Here is a 19,606-nt window from a genome sequence, read left to right on the forward strand (position 1 = left end):
CTACCACATGGTTCGTGCGGCGCGTGCGGACCAGTCCGCGTCATAGGTGGCGCCATCGAAGGCGCCGTTCGTTGCATCGCGCAGCATGTCGCCAACGGTGGGCAGCCCGTCCGCATCCGGCCCGCGCGACCACAGGCCGGACCGCATCAGCGCGCGGGCGCACTGGCTGTAGACCTCCTCGATCCGGAACAGGATCACGCAGCGGGGCCGCAGATCGCCCCGTGCGAACCTTGCCCGCAAATCGTCATCCACCGTCAGCCGCGCCCGTGCGTTCACCCGCATCGCGTTGTTGGACCCGTGGACAAGGAAGATCAGGCTGCATCGCCCGTCGCGCACGATGTTGCGGAGGGAATCGACGCGGTCGTTGCCCTTCCAGTCCGGCATGGCCAGCGTTTGCGGATCAAGGATGCGCACCACGGGCCCGTCATCTCCGCGCGGGCTGCCATCGGTGCCTTCCGGCCCCACCGTCGTCAGAACGCAGAAGCGGCTTCGATCGATAAAGGCGGCATAGGACGGCGTCAGCCGGTCCGTCACCTTCTTCTGCGCGGCATCGCCGGGTTTGCCGTAAACCTTTTGCAGATCGTCCAGCGTTTCGATGAAGGTCATGTTTCCTCCGCAAGGCGGGCCGAGGCGGTTTCGATCCGGTCCTCCAGCGTGGCAAGAAAAACATCCGGGGCAAGGCCGGGGGCGATGGGGGGCAGAAACTCCACGATCGCAAGGCCGGAATGGCGGCGCAGCCCAAGCGGCCAAAGGTATCCCGCATTGGTGGCAACGGGGATGCAGGGCTGGCCCAGATGGGCGTAAAGCGCCGCCGCACCGTATCGGTAGGGTGCATCCTGCCCCGGCGGTACGCGCGTTCCTTGCGGATAGATCGCGATCTGCCCTTCGCCGCTGCCGGCGGCCTGCAACAGGTTCGCCACCGCCTCGCCCTTTTTGCCCCGCTGCACGGGAATGCAGCCAAGGCGGGCAACGTACCAGCCGAAGACGGGCATTCGCATCAGCTCGGCCTTCATGACGAAGCGGGGGCGGGGAAGGGCGGCAAAGATCAGGATCACATCCAGAAAGGACTGATGCTTGGCCGCCACCAGAACCGCGCCTTCGGGCGGCGTTCCGCGGATTTCGGTGCGCAGGCCCAGCATCCAGCGCGCCGTCCACCGAACCCAGGCGCACCACAGCTTGCAGGCCCGTACCGCCCCGTCGCGGGATAGAAGCGCCGCGGGCGCGAAGGCCAGACCCAGCACGCCCATTGCCAGATACATCTGCGCGGCAAAGAGGGCTGAACGTATCATGTCATCTCTGCCAGTTTGCGGAAGGCGGCGGCGCGCGTGGCGGCAAAGGCGACGGCGGCACAAAGCGGCGGCAGAAGCCATGGCAGCAGCCAGCTTGCACCGGAAAAGCCAAGGCCCGTCAGAAACCCGCCCGCCGCCTGCGCCGAGGGCATGATCCAGATCGCAAGGATCGCTGCCAGAACGCCCGCGGCCGATCCCGACATCGTGCGCAGGGTGAACCGGCGCACGAAGGCCCGTGCGATGTAACCGTCCTGCGCCCCGATCTGCCGCAGCACCCGCAGCACCTGCGCGTTGGCGGCCAGCGAGGCATTGGCCGCCAGCGTGATCACCGCCCCCGTCGTGCCAAGGATCAACAGAAGCGAGCCCCAGCCCAGAAGGCGCAAACGGCTTGCGGCCACGGCCAGCGGCTGGCGCCAGCGGGCATGATCGTCAAGCACCGCGCCCGGTGCCTCGGCCTCAAGGCGTTGGCGCAGGCCTTCGGCATCAAATCCCGCGCCTTCCTCGGCAATCTCCACCAGTTGCGGAATGGGGAGGGAGCCGAGCGGCAGATCCGCCCCGAACCACGGGGTCAGAAGGGCACGCTCCTCCTCCTCGCTCAGGGCGCGGGCACTGGCGATACCGGGGGTGGCGTTCAGGATCGCCATGACCGTGTCCAGCTGGCCCTGCGCCTGTTCCGCCGGGGCGGAAATGCGGATGGTGGAGGTGCGGGCCAGCGCATCCGACCAGCGATCCGCCAGGCGCCCCGCCGCCAGCGAAAGTGACAGCGCGAAGACGGCAAGAAACGCCATCACTGCGGAGGTGAAGATGGCCAGCCATGCGCCGGTACCGGTCGGGGGGACCAGACGTTCGGCCCCCGGATCGGGACGGGTCAGATCGCGAAGAATGCCGCGGATATCCATCAAAGTTCCGCCCCCGCCAGTTCGACACGCCCGCCCTTTATGCGCAGAACCCGCGCCGGCACCTGCGTCTTGGCGGCGCGGATCAGGTTCAGATCGTGGGTGGCGATCAGGATGGTTTTGCCCATGCGGTTCAGCTCCACCAGCAATGTCAGCAGGCGCAGCGACATTTCCCAGTCGAGATTGCCCGTCGGTTCATCCGCCAGCATCAGGTCGGGCGACATGATGACGGCGCGTGCAACGGCCGCACGCTGGCGTTCGCCGCCCGAAAGTTCCGGCGGAAAGGCACTGGCATGCCGTGTCAGGCCCACCCAGTGCAGAAGATCCGCCAGATCCTGCGGGTCGGCCTCGCGCCCCGTCACGCTGAGGGGGAGGGTCACGTTGGTGGCCACGGGAAGATGGTCAAGGAACTGGCAATCCTGCTGCACAACGCCCACGCGCCGCCGCATCCGTGCCAGCCCGTCACGGTTCACGCTGCGGATGTCACGGTCGAACAGGGTCACGGTGCCTTCGGTCGCAAACAGCTCGCCGTGGCACAACTTCAGGAAGGTGGATTTTCCAGCCCCCGACGGACCCGTCAGGAAGTGGAACGATCCGGGCTGCAGCGACAGGTTGATCGCTGAGAAAAGTTCCCCTCCGCCATAACTGTAGGCGACGTTGTCGAAGGCGATCACCCGGCTTTTCCCCCTGCATCATGACGCGACGTTGCCCAAGCTTCCCGGCGCTTGCAACACCATAGGCTTGGATAGCATTCCCGCCCTTGCTACAACACCCGAAAGCGAAGGGGAAAGTCATGCGGATCAGCTGTGCGGAATGCGGTGCGCAATACGAGGTCGAAGCTACCGCCATCCCCGACGAGGGGCGCGAAGTGCAATGTTCGGCCTGCGGCCACAAGTGGCTTCAGCATGCCCATGTCGAAACCCTCGATTATGACAAACCCCTGCCGGTGAAGCGTCCGCCGGCCGATTTCCGCACCGTCCTGCGCGAGGAAGCGGAGCGCGAAGCGGCCGAACGCCGGCGCGAGGGGTTGCCCCCTTCGCCGCCGCCGGCCCCGCCGCCGCACACGTCGCGGCGGAGTGTCTTCATCCGCGGGTTCGTGCTGGCCCTGCTTCCGCTGGCGGTCCTTGCCGCCCTTTACCTTGGCGCCCCCTGGCTGGAACGCGAGGTTCCGTCCCTTGCCGACCCGCTGGACCGTTACGTGGCAGGGGTGGACGGGCTGCGCCTTTGGCTGGATGGCAAGCTGGCCCCCTTCCAGTCCCGCTGATCAGAAGAAATCCAGCAGGCGGCGCAGGTAATCAAGCTCTCCTTCCGGCCGGTCCTGCTGGCCCGAGCGGCGGCGGATTTCATCCAGAAGCTGTTCGGCCCGCTGACGGGCCTGATCCTGCCCCTGAAGCATGTTCTCGTCCGAGCCGATGCGGCCCGTATCCCCCGGCGTGCGGCCCAACGGATCACGGGACGCCTCATCGGAACCGTCCTCGGACGAGGGGGGCGGATTCTGCGCCTCGCCGATGTTTCGCATGCCTTCGCGCAGGGCTTCCATCGCCTCGGCCTGGCGATCAAGCGCGCCGGACATGTCGCCATTTCGCAGCGCGCGTTCGGCATCTTCCATTGCGCGGCCTGCCCGGTCCAGTTCCTGCCGGCCCGCTTCCCCTGCATCGGGCATGCCCTCCAGCCGTTCGCGCAGGTCGCGCTGGCGATCCGCAAGGCTGCCTTGGTCAGTTTGTCCGTCCTGCATGCCGCGGAAGCCTTCATCCGACAGGTCCTGCTGGTCGCGCAGCGCGTCCTGAAGATCGCGCATGGTTCCGCCGCTGCCCCGACCGCCTTCGCCTTCGCCTTCGGTCACCTGCAGGTTTTCCATCATCTGGCGCAACTGTTCCATCAGGGCCTGCGCCTCGGCCATGCGGCCCTGTTCCATCAGCGACTGGATCTGGTCCATCATCTGCTGCAGCTGGTCCTCGGACAGTTCCTGCGTTTCGCCCTGCGGCGGCTGCGGGGCGTTCTGCGACTGCTGGCCCAGTTCGTCGATGTAATCCTCCGTCTCCTCGCGCAAGTCCTGCATGAGGGTCTCGATCTCGGACGGGTCGGCCCCTTCGCGCATCGCCTGCGCCAGCCGGTCCTGCGCGCGCTGCATCCGCTCCTGCGCCGATCCGGCGTCGCCCTCTTCCAGCAGCAGTGCGATGTCCCAAAGGCCCGCCGCGATCTCGTCCCGTTTCTCCGCGCCCAGATCGGCGGCATGGGCAGACAGATCGCGCATCAGCACGCGCAGGCGCAAGAAGGCGCGTTCATCAGAAAACAGCCCCTCCGGACGATAGGTAACCGCCTTCAGAACCTGATCGACACGAACCGCATTGCTGCGGTTCCACAGCAGATCGCGGCGCATCTCCACCAAGGCTGCGGCCAGCGGGTCGAAGAAGCGGCGGGCAGGCAGAACGGCATGAACCACATCTTCGCCGGTGCGGCCTGCGGCATCGGTGACGGTGAATCGGATCGAAACGGGCAGGTTGGCAAAGGGGTGCTGCGACAGATCCTGCGCAACCGTTTCGGAAAATTCGCGCCGGTCACCCGTGACGGGCAGCGGCAGGGAAAGCTCCACCGGCTCCCTCGGTTCGGGATCGGGCGTCAGGCCATAGCGGCGATCAACGGCGGCAAGGTCCAGCGCGATCTGCACGGTGCCGCCGGTGATGCCGTAATCATCCCCCGCCTCGAACGGCAGGCGGGTTTCGCCATCCGCTTCGCGCTGAAGATCTTCGACGCCTGAAACCGTCGGCGACGCGTCAGGGGTGACCTGAACCGTCCATTGCTTTCCGCCATTGCCGGAAATGGCCAGCGTGCCGGACTGGCGCAATTCGAACTCCTGCTCGGGGGCGGAGGCGGTCGCGGCCTCGGTCCGGGCCGAGACGGTTTCGGACACGGTCAGATCGCCCACATCGCCGTAAAGGCGGATCTGCACCCGGCTGCCTTCGGGCGCCATCACCGTTCCGTCCAGATCGGCAAGATACAACGAGGGTTTGCCGGTATAGGCCGGCGGCTGAATCCAGCCTTCCCACATCGGCCCCGTCGCCGCCTGAGAGCCGGAAGGAAGCCCGGCCACCGTCGCAACGCGCCAGACGGATCCGAACAAAAGCGCCATGACCAGCGCCGTCAGTGCGACGTAGCGCAGGGCGAAGGGGTCGCGGCGGGCCAGATCGGGATTGGGGGCAACCGCACGGGCCCCTGCGGTTCGTGCGGCCATTTGGCGGCGATGCGCTTCCCACACGGCGGCGGATGCCGGATCGCTGCTGCCGATCGCCTGCCTATCGGTCAGCGAGGAGATGGGCCGCCCGGGAAGCGAGGCGTCAAGGCGCGCCACGGCCTCGGCCCGGCGGGGGCGGCGGAAGCGGCGCATGCCGCGGATGGTGAAGCCGAAACCGCCCGCGACGGCCAGAACCATCGCGCCCCATGCCACCTCAAGCGGAAGGCTGTCCTGCACGCCAAAGGCAAGAACGGCGAATAACAGAAGCGCGATCGTCCAGACGGGCCAGAACGACCGTGCCAGCCGCTCTGCCCAAAGGCCCGCCCACGTCAGCCTGATCGGCCAGCGCAGGCGGTGAAGGGTCGCTTCAACGCCGGACATTCCACCTGCCTGTCATGGCCGCAGGGGTTACAACCACTCGGGCACCGTATCGCGGGCCAGAATTTCTTCAAATGTCGGCCGCGCGCGGATGACGGCATAGTGATCGCCCTTCACCAGCACCTCGGGGATCAGCGGGCGGGTGTTGTATTCCGACGCCATGACGGATCCATAAGCGCCGGCCGAACGAAAGGCCACCAGATCACCTTCGGCCAACGGGGGCAGGGGACGGGCCTTGGCGAAGGTGTCGCCGGTCTCGCAGACCGGCCCCACCACGTCATAGGGCTGCTGTTCGGTGCCGGCGGCGGGTTCTTCCACGGCGACGATGTCGTGATGCGCGCCATACATGGACGGGCGTACCAGATCGTTCATCGCCGCGTCGAGGATCAGGAAATCCCGCCCTTCGCCGTTCTTGACATAGATCACGCGGCTGACCAGCACGCCGGAATTGCCCGAAATCAGGCGCCCGGGTTCGATCTCGATCTCGCAGCCCAGATCGCCGACCGTGCGCTTGATCAGCGCGCCGTAATCGGTGGGCAGCGGGGGCGCCTCGTTGTTGCGGGCATAAGGAATGCCGAGGCCGCCGCCCAGATCCAGACGGCGGATGTCATGCCCTTCGGCCCGCAGCCGGTGGGTCAGGTCGGCCACCTTCAGATAGGCCTGCTCGAACGGTGAAAGCTCGGTCAGCTGGCTGCCGATGTGCACGTCGATGCCAACCACATCAAGGCCCGGAAGGCGGGCCGCTTCGGCATAAACCTCGGACGCGCGGGCGATGGGGATGCCGAACTTGTTTTCCGATTTGCCGGTCGCGATCTTTTCATGGGTGCGGGCATCGACATCGGGGTTCACGCGGATCGCGATGGGCGCGATGACACCCATCGACGAGGCGACTTCGGACAGGGCCCGCATCTCGGGCTCGGATTCCACGTTGAACTGGCGGATGCCGCCTTCAAGGGCGATCCGCATCTCCTCGCGTGTTTTGCCGACGCCGGAAAAGACAATCTTGTCACCCGGAACGCCCGCGGCCTTGGCCCGCATGTATTCGCCCGCGGATACCACGTCCATGCCCGCGCCAAGGTTGCCCAGCGTTTTCAGCACGGCCACGTTGGACAGCGACTTGATGGCAAAGCAGACCAGGTGCGGCAGGGGCGAAAGCGCCTCGGTGAACAGCTGGTAATGGCGCGTCAGCGTCGCCGTGGAATAGCAGTAGAACGGCGTGCCGATCACCTGCGCAATGTCGGACAGTGCGACATCCTCGGCATGCAGCGTGCCGGAGCGGTAGAGAAAGTGGTCCATCTAGCGGTTGATCTCGGGTTGGGTATCGGCAGGGAAAACGTCGGTTCCGTTCGGCGCGACAGGTTCACCGTCAACGCCGCAGCCCGACAGGGCAAGAAAGGTCGCAAGGGCCAGCGTGCAGGCCAGAAGCAGGGTATGGCTCATCAAGTCCTCAGGGGCTGACCGCCACGCCGACACCGCCCACGCGGCCGCTGACGGAAGGGGCAACATACACGCCGCCCGGCCCGATGCCGATGCCCGCATTCAGATACGGGCCGGTCTGGCAGGCAGACAGCATCAGCACGGCAAGGACGGCGAGCGGCTTCATCCAAGAATCTCTTTCCAGCGGGCGACCTGTGCGCGCACCTGGTCGGGGGCCGTGCCGCCATAGGACTGGCGCGAACGGACGGAGTTTTCCACGCCCAGCACCTCGAACACGTCCGCACGGATGCCCGCATGAACGCCCTGCATGTCGGCCAGCGTCAGGTCCGGCAGGTCGCAGTTCCTGGCTTCGGCCAGCGCGACCAGCGTGCCGGTCACGTGATGGGCGTCGCGGAAGGGCAGGCCCAGTTCGCGCACCAGCCAGTCGGCCAGATCCGTCGCGGTGGAAAAACCCGAGGCTGCGGCGGTTTTCAGTTCGGCCACGTTTGCCTGCATGTCCTGAACCATGCCCGTCATCGCGGCCAGGCACAGCATCAGCGTGTCGGCGGCGTCGAACACCTGTTCCTTATCTTCCTGCATGTCCTTGGAATAGGTCAGCGGCAGGCCCTTCATCACGGTGAACAGCGCCACCGTCGCGCCCATGATGCGGCCGATCTTGGCGCGCAGCAACTCGGCGGCATCGGGGTTCTTCTTCTGCGGCATGATGGACGATCCGGTCGTCCAGCGATCCGAAAGGCGCACGAAGCGGAACTGGGCGGAGGACCAGATCACCAGCTCTTCCGCAAAGCGCGACAGGTGCATCGCGCAGATCGACGAGGCCGACAGGAACTCCAGCGCGAAATCGCGGTCGGCGGTGGAATCAAGGCTGTTCGCCGTTGGCCGGTCAAATCCGAGCGCTTTTGCAGTGGCGTGCCGGTCGATGGGGAAGCTGGTTCCGGCCAGCGCGGCGGCACCCAGCGGGCATTCGTTCATCCGCGCGCGGGCATCGCGGAAGCGCGACAGGTCGCGGCCCAGCATCTCGGCATAGGCCAGCATGTGGTGGCCCCATGTCACCGGCTGCGCGGTTTGCAGGTGGGTGAAGCCGGGCATGACCCAGTCCGCCCCCGCTTCGGCCTGCGCCACGAATGCGCGCAGAAGCGCCTCGATCCCCTGGATCGCGGCATCGCACTGGTCGCGCACCCACATGCGGAAATCCAGCGCAACCTGATCGTTGCGCGAACGGGCGGTGTGCAGGCGGCCTGCCGGCTCGCCGATGATCTCTTTCAGGCGGGCTTCCACGTTCATGTGGATGTCCTCAAGCTCCACCCGGAACGGGAAGGTGCCGGCCTCAATCTCTGACAACACCGTGAGAAGGCCTTGGCCGATGGCCTCGGCATCGTTATCCGTGATGATACCTTGTGCGGCAAGCATTGCCGCATGGGCCCGCGATCCGGCGATGTCCTGCGCCGCCATCCGCTGGTCGAACCCGATCGAGGCGTTGATTGCCGTCATGATCGCGTCCGGACCGGCGGCGAAGCGCCCGCCCCACATGGCGTTGGCAGAGGTCTTGTCGGATGCGGTCATGGAAAAGCCTTCGGAGGGTCTGATGCTGCGTGTGGTTCTCATGGTCTATACCGCCTTGGCGCTTGGCGCAAACGTGGCGATGGCCGACGTTCCTGCTGCAAAGGCGGCGCAGGCCGGCGACATGCGCAAGCTGGCCTTCGACGAGGAGCGTCCGTTGCCGCAGGCGGATCTGCTGACGCTGGACGATGCGGTGGTGCCCACGGGCGATCTCGCGGGCAAGTGGACGGTTCTGAACTTCTGGGCCACCTGGTGCCCGCCCTGCCGGCACGAGATGCCCTCGCTGGACCGGCTTCAGGCCCAGCGGCCCGATCTTGCGGTGGTGACGGTGGCCACGGGGCGCAATGCCGTCCCCAAGATCCGGGAGTTCTTCGAGGAAGAGGGAATCACCAATCTGCAGGCGCTTCGCGATCCCGACATGGCGCTGTCGCGCAGCGTGGGGGTGATCGGCCTTCCCGTGACGCTGATCCTGAATCCCGAGGGGCAGATCGTCGGGCGCCTGACGGGCGACGCCGAATGGGATTCACCCGATGCGCTTGCCCTGTTCGATGCGCTTTCCGGCTGACAGGCAGCGGGCGCGGGCGGGGCAGGTCACAAGGTGGTCGTTCACCAGCCCCGTTGCCTGAAGGAAGGCATAGGTGATGGTCGGGCCGCAGAACCGGAAGCCCCGCTTGCGCAGATCCTTGGAAATGCGGGTCGACAGCGCTGTCGCGGCAGGAATGTCGGCGGGGATCGCGGGTGCGTTCACCAGCGGACGGCCATCCACGTAATCCCAAAGGAAGGCGCTGAAATCCTCGATCTCCAGCCATGCGCGGGCGTTCAGGATCGTCGCCTCGATCTTGCCGCGGTGGCGGATGATGCGGGTATCGGTCAGCAGGCGGGCAACCTCCGCTTCGCCCCAGGTCGCGATGGTGGCGGGCTCGAACCCTTCGAACGCTTCACGGAACCCGTCTCGGCGGCGCAGGATGGTGATCCACGACAGCCCCGCCTGAAATCCGTCAAGGATCAGCTTTTCCCAAAGCGCCCGCGGATCGGTTTCGGGCATGCCCCATTCGGTGTCGTGATACGCGACATAAAGCGGGTCGGTCCCGCACCAGTGGCAGCGCTGGCCGTCCATCCGAAGTAATTACCTAAAAATAGAAATAACGTGCAATCTTCAGGGTTTGTTTACTCTCCGGTCCCCATTCTGTCCAGCATGCAAGCCGGAGGGAAAGCAATGACGGAGAAGAAGCGCAAGGCGGCCATCGAAGGCACGCCGCTTGGCTTCGCCATCTCGGAAAATGACCGCCGCACGCTGGATATGGTTTCGCAGGCGCTGGACCAGAAGCGGGTGAAGCTGGCTTTCCAGCCGGTCGTGCTGGGGTCTGATCCTTCGCGGATCGCGTTTCATGAAGGGCTGATCCGGATCATGGACCCGTCCGGCCGCATCATTCCCGCCAAAGACTTCATGGCCTCGGTCGAGGAGCAGGAGACGGGCCGCCGCATCGACGTGGCAGCGCTGGAAATCGGGCTTTGGACGCTTGCGCAGAATCCCGGGATTCGGCTGGCGGTGAACATGTCCGCACGCTCCATCGGCTATGCCCCATGGATGCGGGCGCTGCACCGCGGGCTGAAACGCGATCCGACGGTGGCCGAACGGTTGATCCTGGAAATCACCGAGAGTTCCGCCATGCTGGTGCCGGAACTTGTCACATCGTTCATGGATGATCTTCAGCGGCAGGGCATCGCCTTCGCTTTGGACGATTTCGGTGCGGGATATACGGCCTTCCGGTATTTCAGGGACTTCTTCTTCGATATGGTCAAGATCGACGGGCAGTTCATCCGCGGCATCGACAGCAGCACCGACAACCAGGTCCTGACACAGGCGCTGCAATCCATCGGGCGGCACTTCGAGATGGTCACGGTGGCGGAATCGGTCGAAACGGTGGCAGAGGCAGAGTTCCTGCGATCCATCGGCGTGGACTGCCTTCAGGGCTATCTGTTCGGAGCGCCGACAACACGGCCCGACTGGCCGCGCGACAGTATTTCCCTTTCCGCCTGACATAAGGGCGTGATGACCGGCGGTGCCCCGTTCCGGCCAACGGGGCGCCGCCAAATTCGTTTGGATGTCAGATCCGCGCGAGGCGGGTGATCTCCTCTTTCAGGCGCATCTTCTGTTTTTTCAGTTCGGCAATCCGGATGGTATCGGCAGCAGGTTGGCGCTGTTCCCAAATGACCGAGTTCGAGAGCGAAGCGTGCTTGCGGCGCAGTTCTTGCAGGTGCGAAGCGACAGACATGACGGTCTCCTGTGTGATTGCGTGTAAAAGAATTGCAACACGCAGCCTGAGTCGTGTCACGTTTCTTTTTGGATAATATTCTTGCGTGCGCGGGGGCTGGCCGATAACGGCTGCGGAAATCCGCCACCTTCGCGCAGGATGGAACGTGCAAGGGGACTGGCATCGTCACCATCGCCGTCATGAACAGCACCCGAATGAAGAATGGCCGGTGCAGCAAGCACGAAGGCCGCCCGTCCCCCCTTCTTTGTCTGAATAATCAACCTTTTGGCCGCCCGTCCTTCGCGTGCAGCAAGGGGCAGAACCACGGTGGAGCCCACCGAACCCGGCAGCCCCTGCAAGGCATCGGGCAGACGGTCCGCCCCGAGGATCAGCGTCATCGTGCCGCCCGGGCGCAGCCTGCGGGCCATCACATCCATCCAGCGGGCCAGCGGAAGATCTTCGCGCAATGCGATGTCGCGGCCTAAATCTTGGGCAGCTGTGCCTCCGAAATAGTACGGAGGATTAGCGATGACATGATCGAAGCTGCCTGTCAGGCGAAGCTGGTCCAGATCGCCCTCGATCACTGTCAGCGGCAGGCCATTGGCCTCGGCATTGCGGCGGGCAAGCGCGGCATAGGGGGGCTGAAGTTCCACCCCCGTCATGATGGCACCGGTGCGCAGCGCAAGGCAAAGGGAGGCGACGCCGACGCCGCAGCCAAGTTCCAGCACTGCCTGTCCGCGCTGGGCGGGAACGGCGGCGGCAAGGAAAACAGGGTCCGTCGCCGCGCGATATCCCCCCTTCGGTTGCAGGATGCGCAGCCGGCCATCCAGAAAGCCGTCTTCGGTCAGATCGCTCATCAGCTCAGCGACAGGCCGTTATCGGTCAGGATGCTGCTGGCCATGAAATGATCCTTCTCATGCACCATCATGCGGCGCGGCAAGGCCCCGATTCCGCCGTCAAGGATGCTCATGTGGACGTCCATGACAAAGGCAGTTATACCCTCGCCCTGAAGCAGCGCCTGTGCAAAGGCGATCACGGTGGGATCGGTGGTGCGCAGAAGCTCTTTCATGACAATCAGATATGCGGCAGACGCAGGTTTGTCGAGGATCGAGGATCGACGTGGACGACGTTTCGCAAAAGCCGCATGACCAGCTTGGACAATGGCTCGCCCCGGATATGGAGCGTGTGAACGCCCTGATCCGCGAGCGGATGGCTTCGGAACACGCCCCCCGCATCCCCGAGGTGACGGCCCATCTGGTGGAAGCGGGCGGCAAGCGCCTGCGCCCGATGCTGGTGCTGGCCGCGGCGCGGATGTGCGGCTATGACGGTCCGTTCCACGTCCATCTGGCCGCCACGGTTGAATTCATCCACACCGCAACGCTGCTGCATGATGACGTAGTCGATGAAAGCGCCCAGCGGCGCGGGCGCCCCACGGCGAACCTGCTGTGGGATAACAAGTCGTCGGTTCTGGTAGGGGATTACCTGTTTGCGCGGTCGTTCCAGCTGATGGTGGAACCGGCACGGATGGATGTGCTGGACGTGCTGTGCAACGCTTCGGCCACCATCGCCGAGGGCGAGGTGCTGCAACTGACCGCCGCGCAGGATCTTTCGACGACCGAAGGCATCTATCTGCAGGTGGTGCGCGGCAAGACGGCGGCCCTGTTCGCCGCCGCGGCCGAGGTGGGCGGCATGATCGCCGATGCTTCGCCCGATCAGGTTGCAGGCTTGCGCGATTATGGCGATGCCCTGGGCATCGCCTTCCAGATCGTGGATGACCTGCTGGATTACGGCGGCGTCGCCGACACCATTGGCAAGAACGTCGGGGACGATTTCCGCGAACGCAAGCTGACGCTGCCGGTGATCAAGGCCGTCGCAAAGGCCGACGCAGAGGAGCGTGCGTTCTGGGATCGCACCATCGCGCAGGGCGATCAGCAGGATGGCGATCTGGAACGGGCGCAGGGCATCATGGCGCGGCACGGCGCGATGGAGGCTGCCCGTGCCGATGCGCTGGCATGGGCTGATCGCGCCAAGACCGCGCTGGACCCGCTGCCCCCGCATGATCTGCGTGACATGCTGACCGCATTGGCCGATTTCGTGGTGGCGCGTATCCGCTAAGGCTCCATTAGGGCGGCGGCGGCCCACCATTCCGGGGGCAGGGCGGCGGCACCGGCTTTCGCTTCCGCTTCAGTGGCGAAAATGCCGAAGCAGGTTGCGCCCGAACCTGACATCCGCGCCAGCAGGCAGCCTGGCAGCGCGGCCAGCGCATCCCGCACCCCGGCGATCACGGGTGCAACGGCGATGGCCGGTTTTTCCAGATCGTTGCGGGTGGTGCGCAGCCAGCGGACCAGTTCCAGCACCGTGGCGAGTTCAGGCATCGGCGGCAGCGCCTTGCCAAAGCCGCCCAAGGCGCGGAACACCTGACCCGTCGGCACGGGAACGCGCGGGTTTGCCAGAACAAGCCAGGCCTTGGGCAGGCGAACGGGGGACAGCTTTTCCCCGATCCCGCTCATTCTTGTGGGGGTACCGGCAAGGCAGACGGGCACATCCGCGCCAAGGGCCAGCACCTGTTCGGGTGCGGGCAGTGGTTTGCCGGTCAGGCCCGACATGATCTTCAGCGTGGCCGCCGCATCCGCCGAACCGCCCCCGATGCCGGAAGCAACGGGAAGCACCTTTTCCAGCCGCAGGTCCGCCGTTCCCATCAGCCGCGCCGCGCGCAGCACCAGATTGTCGGGTTCGTCCTGCAGATACCTTGCCTCCGGCCCCGTCACCTCCAGCGTCAGGGTTTCGGCGGTTCGTCCTTCAAGCCGGTCGCCTACCCCTGCAAAGACCACGAGGCTGTCAAGCAGGTGATATCCATCCTCGCGCCGTCCGGTGACGTGCAGCGCAAGGTTCACCTTGGCGCGCGCCAGTGCATCAACGCGCGTCATCGGCCTGCCCAGCGATCTTTTCGGCCAGATCGTCATGTCCTTCCTCGATCAGGACGGAATCAAGGCCCTGTTCAAGCTTGCGTTCGATCCGCTCCACCTCGTCGGGTTCGGGGTTGAAGATCAGGGCGCGACGCCACTGGAAACGGGCTTCTTCGCGGCGGCCCACAGCCCAGTAGATGTCGGCCAGGTGGTCGGTCAGGATCGGATCGGCGGGTTCCAGAAGGACAGCAGTTTCCATCGGCTCGACAGCCTCTTCGAAGCGGCCAAGCCGGAACAGCGCCCAGGCAAGGCTGTCTTGGATCGCGCCGGAATCGGGGTGCGCGGCAACGGCGCGTTCGATCATGTCCAGCGCTTCGTCCAGCTTGCGGCCCTGTTCCACCAGCGAGTAGCCAAGGTAGTTCAGAACTTCCGGCTGGTCGGGCGCCAGATCCAGCGCTGCGCGCATGTCGGCCTCGGCCTCCTCGTTCTGACCCAGCCGCTCGTGGCTCATCCCGCGGCTGAACAGCACCGGCCAGTATTGCGCCGAGGGCGAGCCGATCATCCCCAGCGCCTCGTCATAGATCGCGATCGAGCCGGTGTAATCCCCGGTCCGGCGAAGGGCATCGGCCAGCGCGACCTTGACGCCAAGCGCATCGGGCCGCGCCTCGGCCAGTGCCCTCAGGGTGGCCACCGCCTCGTCCCCGCGATCATCGGCGAAAAGCGCATCGGCGCGGGAAATCTGTGCCGCTTCGTGCAGGGGGTCAGTGTCTGGAACCGCGTCATAGGCCGCAAGGGCATCGGCTGTCTGCCCTTGCCCTGCCAGCAAGTCGCCCACCAGAATTTGCGCTTCGGCATGATCGGGGCGCAGGTCCGTCGCGACACGCGCATAGATCAGCGTGAAGGTGTCCCCCGCCTCGGCCGCAAGGGCGGAGCCGAGGGTATAAAGCACCTCGGCTATGCCGTCCTGCGCGTTGCGGGCGATGTCCCAGTCCAGCGTTTCGCCATTTTCAAGCGCGGCGACCAGCATCCTGCGCGCAGGATCGCTTTCGGCGAAGCTGTCCTCCAGCACGACGCGGGCTTCGTCTGCGCGGTCCAGTTGCGACAGGACCTGAACGCGGGCCAGGATGCCGCGCCGCGTGTTGGCCACGGCATGGTCGGGATCGGCAAGAATCGCATCCGCCCCTTCCAGATCCCCCGCCAGCGCCAGCGCCAGAGCCTTGTGATAAAGCCCGAAAGCCTGCAGCCCCTGCGCCTGCGCTACGCGGTCGAACCCTGCCATGGCGGCATCGGCATTGCCGCGCCCCAGCTCGGCCCATGCATCCACCAGCTGCTTCATGACGCTGCCCACGGCATCAAGGTCGGGCTGAAGCGCGATAACGCCTGCCCAGTCGCCGGCTTTCACCAGCTGATCGACCAGCGCGATATACATGGTCGGGCTGTTCAGCCCCAGCGAGCCCATCGTTTGTGCCACCGCGCCTGCGCGATCCAGCTTTCCCGATGCGATATGTGCGATGACGGTGCTTTCCAGCAGCCGCGCATCGCCCGCATCCGCCTTCAGCGCGCGGTCGAACCATGCCGCGGCGGTGGAATGGTCGCCCTCCTCGGCCGCGATCTTGGCTGCCAGATAGGCGCCGGGATCCTGCGCCATGGCACCTGCGGGCAAGATCAGTGCAAGTGCCAGTGCGGCATGGCGGAAAAGGGACTGGTCGGGCATGTGGCCTCCGGCTGCGACCTGTGGACGATAGGGCGCATCGCGGCGGATCGCAAACCCCGCTGCGGGCCGATGCCGTGAATGTAATCCGTCACATGTTGGGATAGTTCGGACCGTCACCGCCCTGCGGCGTGGTCCAGACGATGTTCTGCGCCGGATCCTTGATGTCGCAGGTCTTGCAATGCACGCAGTTCTGGAAGTTGATCACGAAGCGCGGGCCATCGGCATCCTCCACCACCTCGTACACGCCGGCGGGGCAATAGCGTTGGGCCGGTTCGGCAAAGGTGGGCAGCGTGAAGGAAACCGGAACCGAGGGATCCTTCAGCTTCAGGTGGCAAGGCTGGCTTTCCTCGTGGTTGGTGAAGCTGAAGGCGACGTTCGTCAGCCGGTCGAAGGACAGCACGCCATCGGGCTTGGGATAATCGATGGGGGTGAAATCAGCGGCCTTGCGCGTGGCGGCGGCATCCGTCTTGCCGTGGCCAAGCGTGCCGAAAAACGACATCCCCAGAACCTCGTTTGTCCACATGTCGAAGCCGCCAAGCATCAGGGAGCCCTTCAGCCCGAAGCGCGACCAAAGCGGCTTGACGTTGCGCACGGCTTTCAGGTCACGCCCGATCGCCCCCTCACGGACGGCGGTTTCATAGGCGGCAAGTTCGTCCCCCGCACGTCCGGCGGCGATGGCTTCGGCGGCGGCCTCGGCAGCGGCGATGCCGGACAGCATGGCGTTGTGGTTGCCCTTGATGCGCGGCAGGTTCACCATCCCGGCCGAGCAGCCAAGAAGCGCCACGCCCGGTGCGACCATCTTGGGCAGCGATTGCCAGCCCCCTTCGGTGATCGCGCGCGCACCATAGGACACGCGTTTGCCGCCCTTCAGCAGGTCCGCCACCATCGGGTGATGCTTGAAGCGCTGGAATTCGGCATAGGGGTAAAGATAGGGGTTCTCATATCCCAGATGGACAACGAAGCCGATCAGGACCTGGTTGTTTTCAGCGTGATAGATGAAGGACCCGCCGCCACCGTTTTCGTCCAGCGGCCAGCCCATCGTGTGGGTGACGGTGCCGATCCGGTGCTTGGCGGGGTCGATTTCCCAGATCTCTTTCATGCCGATGCCGAACTTCTGCGGTTCGTGCCCTGCCGAAAGCCCATAGGTGGCAATCACCTCTTTCGACAGCGAACCGCGCACGCCTTCGGCCAGCATCACGTATTTGCCGTGCAGCTCCATCCCCGGTTCATAGGCGGGGCCGGGGGTGCCGTCGGCGTTCAGGCCGAATTCGCCCGCGATCACGCCCTTCACGCCGCCATCCTCGCCATGCACAAGGGCCGAGCAGGACATGCCGGGGAAAACCTCCACCCCAAGCGCTTCGGCCTGTTCGGCCAGCCAGCGGCAGACATTGCCCATGCTTACGATATAGTTGCCGTGATTGTTCATCAGCCGGGGCATTGGCCAGTTCGGCACGCGCTTCTGGCCTGTTTCCGTCAGGAAGAAGAAGTTGTCCTCTTTCACGCCAACGGTCACCGGCGCACCCTTTTCCCGCCAGTCGGGGATCAGCGCATCAAGGCCGACCGGATCCAGAACCGCGCCCGACAGGATGTGCGCCCCGATTTCGGAGCCTTTTTCCAGCAAAACCACCGAAAGGTCGGGGTTCACCTGCTTCAGCCGGATCGCGGCAGACAGGCCCGCCGGGCCGCCGCCAACGATGACGACGTCGTATTCCATTGATTCGCGGGTGATCGGGTCGGTCATGGAAGGTCCTCCGGCTTGGGGCGCGCCCGGGCTGAGGATCGTTTTTGACGCAGCCCCCCGCCCGCGTCAACGTGACAAAGCAGGATTGGATGCGTGATGTTCCGCGCAACGCGCCGGTCGGCGCTTGCAATTCGCATCCGCCTCTGTGCAGTCTGATCGCCGATGAACGCCAAGGTCACGGCCCGTCCCAAGGCCGTGGCTTTGCTTTTACGGTAAAGGCCCATGGACAAGATCCCGATGACCCGCGCGGGGTTTACCGCGCTCGACAACGAACTGAAGACGCTGAAATCCGTCGAACGCCCGTCCGTGATCCGCGCCATCGCAGAGGCGCGTGAACTTGGCGATCTTTCCGAAAACGCCGAGTACCACTCTGCGCGCGAGAAGCAGAGCTTCATCGAAGGCCGCATCAAGGAGCTTGAGGGCACGCTGTCGCTGGCCGAGGTGATTGACCCGACCAAGCTGTCCGGCCCCATCAAGTTCGGCGCCACCGTCACGCTGGTGGACGAGGATACCGACGAGGAACGGACCTACCAGATCGTGGGCGAGGCGGAGGCCGATATCGAGAATGGCCTTCTGAACATGCGCTCGCCGCTTGCACGGGCGCTGATCGGCAAGGAAGCGGGCGACAGCATCGAGGTGAAAACTCCGGGCGGCGATAGGGGCTACGAGATCCTCGCCGTGCGTTATATCTGAGGGCTGCATGGCAGGACTGGACAGACGCGACGCTGCAGGTGAAGGCCCGAAGGCAGAGGTTGCCGGCGCGGTCGGTGCCGTGCTCTGGGTTGCCGCGATCCTTGGCTGGTGGCTGAGCCAGCCCGAAGGTCAGGGCCCGGGGCTTCTGGTGGCGGTGCTGCTGATCGTGGTGCCGCTGGCGCTGATCGCGGGGCTGGTAAGCACCTTGCGCACACTGCGCGAGGTGCGTGCCGAAACGGCGCGGCTGCACGATGCGCTGGATGCCGCGCGTGCCGCCTCGACGGCCGTGCCTGTGCGTCCTGCACCCCCGTCCGAACCTATGCATCCGGCCCCTGCCGAACACCAGTCCAGCCTGGAGCTGGAGGACGCTTCGGACGACGGTGCGGAACTGACGATTGAAGACTTCCTGCGCGCACTGAACTTTCCGGATTCGGCTGATGACGTCGAGGGGATCGAGGCGCTTCAACGTGTGCTGAACGATCACGAGGCGGCGCGTCTGCTGCGTGCGGCCCAGGATGTACTGACCCTTCTGGCGCAGGACGGGATCATCATGGACGATCTGGTGCCCGAGCCGCCGCGTCCGGACCAGTGGCGCCGTTTCGCCGCCGGCGAACGCGGGGCGGCCACCGCCGGTGTGGGTGCGATCCGCGACCGTGCGGCGCTGACGGCCACCGCCACGCGGATGCGTGAAGATGCGGTGTTCCGCGATGCGGCGCATCACTTCATGCGGACCTTCGACCGCAGCCTGCCCGCTTTCGGTGAATTCGCAACCGATACCGAGCTTGAGATCCTTGCCGAAACACGCAGCGCCCGGGCCTTCATGCTGCTGGCACGTGCAGGCGGGGCCTTCGACTAAACCTCCCGCACCATGGTGACGGTGGCCCGGAACCCGAACAAGGGTGCCGCCGTCCGCAGCGGGTGAAGCTTCACCGCGCGAAAGCCCAACCGTTCATACAAGCGCCGCGCCGCCAGGTTCGTGTCCACCACGTCCAGCCGCACCGCGGCATAGCCGCGATTGCGTGCGTGATCGCAGATCGCCTCAACCAGGGCCGAGCCGATGCCCCGGTCCCGCGCCCCTTCATCCACGCATAGCCCGTCGATCAGGAAACGTTCGTTGTCGGTGTCCTGAACCAGAAGCCCAAGGGCATAGCGGCGCCAGGCCGCCCCTACCGCGCCATAGCTGTCGCGCATCTGCCCCGGCTCGGCGGCGACGAAGGCCCCCCGCGCCGTCTTGAACCCGCAGATGCCCAGAAGCCGCCCGCCTTGCATGGCCACGATCGCATGGTCGCTGCGGATCGCGCCGGCGATGAATTCCAGCGCCCGGCGGTCCGGTCCCAGAACGCGCCCCAGTTTGCCGCCGAAAGCCTGCCAGTAAAGGCGCGCCGCCGCCTTCCGCTGGGTTGCTGGCAGGCCGTATGCGATGGTCACTTCCGCCTGTTCGTCCATGCCTGCGCCTGCGGTTGCAATGCCCTGTTCAAGCGCCTATGCCAGCCAAAGCCTGCGGT

General features: G+C 65.5%; 23 protein-coding genes. 6 read left to right on the top strand and 17 right to left on the bottom strand.

All coding sequences use genetic code 11. The features are described 5' to 3' along the window. From JX25_RS00765 to JX25_RS00780, 4 genes are read right to left on the bottom strand one after another with little or no spacing between them, the layout of a single operon-like run. Window positions 1–606, bottom strand: a complete 606-nt coding sequence (locus JX25_RS00765) for a pyridoxamine 5'-phosphate oxidase family protein (RefSeq protein ID WP_128253229.1) — start codon at window positions 604–606, stop codon at window positions 1–3. Continuing rightward, a complete protein-coding gene (locus tag JX25_RS00770; RefSeq protein WP_128253230.1) occupies window positions 603–1,289 on the bottom strand; it encodes a lysophospholipid acyltransferase family protein in 687 nt (228 codons plus the stop codon). Before JX25_RS00770 ends, JX25_RS00765 begins: the two co-directional genes overlap by 4 nt. Further along, window positions 1,286–2,188 carry a cell division protein FtsX gene (locus tag JX25_RS00775; RefSeq protein ID WP_128253231.1) on the bottom strand — a complete coding sequence of 301 codons (903 nt, stop codon included), beginning with the start codon at window positions 2,186–2,188 and terminating at the stop codon, window positions 1,286–1,288. Before JX25_RS00775 ends, JX25_RS00770 begins: the two co-directional genes overlap by 4 nt. Then, window positions 2,188–2,859 (bottom strand): cell division ATP-binding protein FtsE, encoded by a 672-nt coding sequence (locus JX25_RS00780; RefSeq protein WP_128253232.1) that lies wholly within the window; start codon window positions 2,857–2,859, stop codon window positions 2,188–2,190. The genes JX25_RS00775 and JX25_RS00780 overlap by 1 nt, the downstream gene beginning before the upstream one ends. A gap of 119 nt (window positions 2,860–2,978) precedes the next feature. Here JX25_RS00780 and JX25_RS00785 point away from each other — a divergent pair, with 119 nt between their 5' ends. After that, window positions 2,979–3,449, top strand: a complete 471-nt coding sequence (locus JX25_RS00785) for a zinc-ribbon domain-containing protein (RefSeq protein ID WP_128253233.1) — start codon at window positions 2,979–2,981, stop codon at window positions 3,447–3,449. Here the strand turns inward: JX25_RS00785 and JX25_RS00790 are convergent, their stop codons facing one another. From JX25_RS00790 to argH, 5 genes are read right to left on the bottom strand one after another with little or no spacing between them, the layout of a single operon-like run. Then, window positions 3,450–5,798, bottom strand: a complete 2,349-nt coding sequence (locus tag JX25_RS00790; RefSeq protein WP_128253234.1) for a DUF4175 domain-containing protein — start codon at window positions 5,796–5,798, stop codon at window positions 3,450–3,452. 27 nt (window positions 5,799–5,825) lie between these two features. After that, window positions 5,826–7,091: a diaminopimelate decarboxylase gene (gene lysA, locus JX25_RS00795; RefSeq protein ID WP_128253235.1), complete on the bottom strand. Its 1,266-nt coding sequence runs from the start codon at window positions 7,089–7,091 to the stop codon at window positions 5,826–5,828. Beyond that, on the bottom strand, window positions 7,092–7,235 hold the full coding sequence (locus JX25_RS14705) for a hypothetical protein (RefSeq protein ID WP_164876019.1): 144 nt from the start codon (window positions 7,233–7,235) through the stop codon (window positions 7,092–7,094). 7 nt (window positions 7,236–7,242) lie between these two features. Beyond that, on the bottom strand, window positions 7,243–7,398 hold the full coding sequence (locus JX25_RS14710) for a hypothetical protein (RefSeq protein ID WP_164876020.1): 156 nt from the start codon (window positions 7,396–7,398) through the stop codon (window positions 7,243–7,245). Continuing rightward, a complete protein-coding gene (gene argH / locus JX25_RS00800) occupies window positions 7,395–8,795 on the bottom strand; it encodes an argininosuccinate lyase (protein WP_128253236.1) in 1,401 nt (466 codons plus the stop codon). Before argH ends, JX25_RS14710 begins: the two co-directional genes overlap by 4 nt. 22 nt (window positions 8,796–8,817) lie before the next feature. On the opposite strand from argH, the gene JX25_RS00805 reads away from it, so the two are divergent. Beyond that, entirely contained in the window at window positions 8,818–9,357 is a 540-nt protein-coding gene (locus tag JX25_RS00805) for a TlpA family protein disulfide reductase (protein WP_128253237.1), read from the top strand. On the opposite strand, the gene JX25_RS00810 is transcribed toward JX25_RS00805, so the two are convergent. Then, a complete protein-coding gene (locus JX25_RS00810; protein ID WP_128253238.1) occupies window positions 9,316–9,909 on the bottom strand; it encodes a DNA-3-methyladenine glycosylase I in 594 nt (197 codons plus the stop codon). The two genes, JX25_RS00805 and JX25_RS00810, sit on opposite strands and share 42 nt — an antisense overlap. Window positions 9,910–10,008: 99 nt before the next feature. Here JX25_RS00810 and JX25_RS00815 point away from each other — a divergent pair, with 99 nt between their 5' ends. Further along, window positions 10,009–10,833 carry an EAL domain-containing protein gene (locus JX25_RS00815; RefSeq protein ID WP_128253239.1) on the top strand — a complete coding sequence of 275 codons (825 nt, stop codon included), beginning with the start codon at window positions 10,009–10,011 and terminating at the stop codon, window positions 10,831–10,833. 67 nt (window positions 10,834–10,900) lie between these two features. Here the strand turns inward: JX25_RS00815 and JX25_RS00820 are convergent, their stop codons facing one another. From JX25_RS00820 to JX25_RS00830, 3 genes are read right to left on the bottom strand one after another with little or no spacing between them, the layout of a single operon-like run. Continuing rightward, a complete protein-coding gene (locus tag JX25_RS00820) occupies window positions 10,901–11,068 on the bottom strand; it encodes a YdcH family protein (protein WP_128253240.1) in 168 nt (55 codons plus the stop codon). Between the two features lie 56 nt (window positions 11,069–11,124). Beyond that, window positions 11,125–11,904, bottom strand: coding sequence for a tRNA1(Val) (adenine(37)-N6)-methyltransferase (locus JX25_RS00825; RefSeq protein ID WP_128253241.1), 780 nt, complete (start codon window positions 11,902–11,904; stop codon window positions 11,125–11,127). Next, window positions 11,904–12,116: a putative signal transducing protein gene (locus tag JX25_RS00830; protein WP_128253242.1), complete on the bottom strand. Its 213-nt coding sequence runs from the start codon at window positions 12,114–12,116 to the stop codon at window positions 11,904–11,906. The genes JX25_RS00825 and JX25_RS00830 overlap by 1 nt, the downstream gene beginning before the upstream one ends. Window positions 12,117–12,160: 44 nt before the next feature. Between JX25_RS00830 and JX25_RS00835 the strand changes: the two genes are divergently transcribed. Next, entirely contained in the window at window positions 12,161–13,162 is a 1,002-nt protein-coding gene (locus JX25_RS00835) for a polyprenyl synthetase family protein (protein ID WP_128255130.1), read from the top strand. Here the strand turns inward: JX25_RS00835 and JX25_RS00840 are convergent. The 3 genes from JX25_RS00840 to JX25_RS00850 form a co-directional block, all read right to left on the bottom strand. Further along, window positions 13,159–13,974 carry a 4-(cytidine 5'-diphospho)-2-C-methyl-D-erythritol kinase gene (locus tag JX25_RS00840; RefSeq protein WP_128255131.1) on the bottom strand — a complete coding sequence of 272 codons (816 nt, stop codon included), beginning with the start codon at window positions 13,972–13,974 and terminating at the stop codon, window positions 13,159–13,161. The genes JX25_RS00835 and JX25_RS00840 overlap by 4 nt on opposite strands. After that, window positions 13,961–15,667 carry a tetratricopeptide repeat protein gene (locus JX25_RS00845; protein ID WP_128253243.1) on the bottom strand — a complete coding sequence of 569 codons (1,707 nt, stop codon included), beginning with the start codon at window positions 15,665–15,667 and terminating at the stop codon, window positions 13,961–13,963. Before JX25_RS00845 ends, JX25_RS00840 begins: the two co-directional genes overlap by 14 nt. An 88-nt stretch (window positions 15,668–15,755) precedes the next feature. After that, window positions 15,756–17,408, bottom strand: a complete 1,653-nt coding sequence (locus tag JX25_RS00850; protein WP_128253244.1) for an electron transfer flavoprotein-ubiquinone oxidoreductase — start codon at window positions 17,406–17,408, stop codon at window positions 15,756–15,758. 222 nt (window positions 17,409–17,630) lie between these two features. Between JX25_RS00850 and greA the strand changes: the two genes are divergently transcribed. Both greA and JX25_RS00860 read left to right on the top strand, forming a co-directional pair. Continuing rightward, window positions 17,631–18,101, top strand: coding sequence for a transcription elongation factor GreA (gene greA / locus JX25_RS00855; RefSeq protein ID WP_164876021.1), 471 nt, complete (start codon window positions 17,631–17,633; stop codon window positions 18,099–18,101). Between the two features lie 7 nt (window positions 18,102–18,108). After that, window positions 18,109–18,957, top strand: a complete 849-nt coding sequence (locus JX25_RS00860) for a hypothetical protein (protein ID WP_128253245.1) — start codon at window positions 18,109–18,111, stop codon at window positions 18,955–18,957. On the opposite strand, the gene JX25_RS00865 is transcribed toward JX25_RS00860, so the two are convergent. After that, window positions 18,954–19,547, bottom strand: coding sequence for a GNAT family N-acetyltransferase (locus JX25_RS00865; RefSeq protein WP_128253246.1), 594 nt, complete (start codon window positions 19,545–19,547; stop codon window positions 18,954–18,956). The genes JX25_RS00860 and JX25_RS00865 overlap by 4 nt on opposite strands. Window positions 19,548–19,606 lie beyond the last annotated feature (59 nt).

The sequence above is a fragment of the Falsirhodobacter deserti genome (genome assembly GCF_004015795.1).
GTDB lineage: Bacteria > Pseudomonadota > Alphaproteobacteria > Rhodobacterales > Rhodobacteraceae > Falsirhodobacter > Falsirhodobacter deserti.

Bases quoted from the DNA above. Each gene is read 5' to 3' on its own strand.
- JX25_RS00765 (WP_128253229.1), bottom strand. From the start codon at position 606: ATGACCTTCATCGAAACGCTGGACGATCTGCAAAAGGTTTACGGCAAA.
- JX25_RS00770 (WP_128253230.1), bottom strand. From the start codon at position 1,289: ATGATACGTTCAGCCCTCTTTGCCGCGCAGATGTATCTGGCAATGGGC.
- JX25_RS00775 (WP_128253231.1), bottom strand. From the start codon at position 2,188: ATGGATATCCGCGGCATTCTTCGCGATCTGACCCGTCCCGATCCGGGG.
- JX25_RS00785 (WP_128253233.1), top strand. From the start codon at position 2,979: ATGCGGATCAGCTGTGCGGAATGCGGTGCGCAATACGAGGTCGAAGCT.
- JX25_RS00790 (WP_128253234.1), bottom strand. From the start codon at position 5,798: ATGTCCGGCGTTGAAGCGACCCTTCACCGCCTGCGCTGGCCGATCAGG.
- lysA (WP_128253235.1), bottom strand. From the start codon at position 7,091: ATGGACCACTTTCTCTACCGCTCCGGCACGCTGCATGCCGAGGATGTC.
- JX25_RS14705 (WP_164876019.1), bottom strand. From the start codon at position 7,235: ATGAGCCATACCCTGCTTCTGGCCTGCACGCTGGCCCTTGCGACCTTT.
- JX25_RS14710 (WP_164876020.1), bottom strand. From the start codon at position 7,398: ATGAAGCCGCTCGCCGTCCTTGCCGTGCTGATGCTGTCTGCCTGCCAG.
- argH (WP_128253236.1), bottom strand. From the start codon at position 8,795: ATGACCGCATCCGACAAGACCTCTGCCAACGCCATGTGGGGCGGGCGC.
- JX25_RS00805 (WP_128253237.1), top strand. From the start codon at position 8,818: ATGCTGCGTGTGGTTCTCATGGTCTATACCGCCTTGGCGCTTGGCGCA.
- JX25_RS00810 (WP_128253238.1), bottom strand. From the start codon at position 9,909: ATGGACGGCCAGCGCTGCCACTGGTGCGGGACCGACCCGCTTTATGTC.
- JX25_RS00815 (WP_128253239.1), top strand. From the start codon at position 10,009: ATGACGGAGAAGAAGCGCAAGGCGGCCATCGAAGGCACGCCGCTTGGC.
- JX25_RS00820 (WP_128253240.1), bottom strand. From the start codon at position 11,068: ATGTCTGTCGCTTCGCACCTGCAAGAACTGCGCCGCAAGCACGCTTCG.
- JX25_RS00825 (WP_128253241.1), bottom strand. From the start codon at position 11,904: ATGAGCGATCTGACCGAAGACGGCTTTCTGGATGGCCGGCTGCGCATC.
- JX25_RS00830 (WP_128253242.1), bottom strand. From the start codon at position 12,116: ATGAAAGAGCTTCTGCGCACCACCGATCCCACCGTGATCGCCTTTGCA.
- JX25_RS00840 (WP_128255131.1), bottom strand. From the start codon at position 13,974: ATGACGCGCGTTGATGCACTGGCGCGCGCCAAGGTGAACCTTGCGCTG.
- JX25_RS00845 (WP_128253243.1), bottom strand. From the start codon at position 15,667: ATGCCCGACCAGTCCCTTTTCCGCCATGCCGCACTGGCACTTGCACTG.
- JX25_RS00850 (WP_128253244.1), bottom strand. From the start codon at position 17,408: ATGACCGACCCGATCACCCGCGAATCAATGGAATACGACGTCGTCATC.
- greA (WP_164876021.1), top strand. From the start codon at position 17,631: ATGGACAAGATCCCGATGACCCGCGCGGGGTTTACCGCGCTCGACAAC.
- JX25_RS00860 (WP_128253245.1), top strand. From the start codon at position 18,109: ATGGCAGGACTGGACAGACGCGACGCTGCAGGTGAAGGCCCGAAGGCA.
- JX25_RS00865 (WP_128253246.1), bottom strand. From the start codon at position 19,547: ATGGACGAACAGGCGGAAGTGACCATCGCATACGGCCTGCCAGCAACC.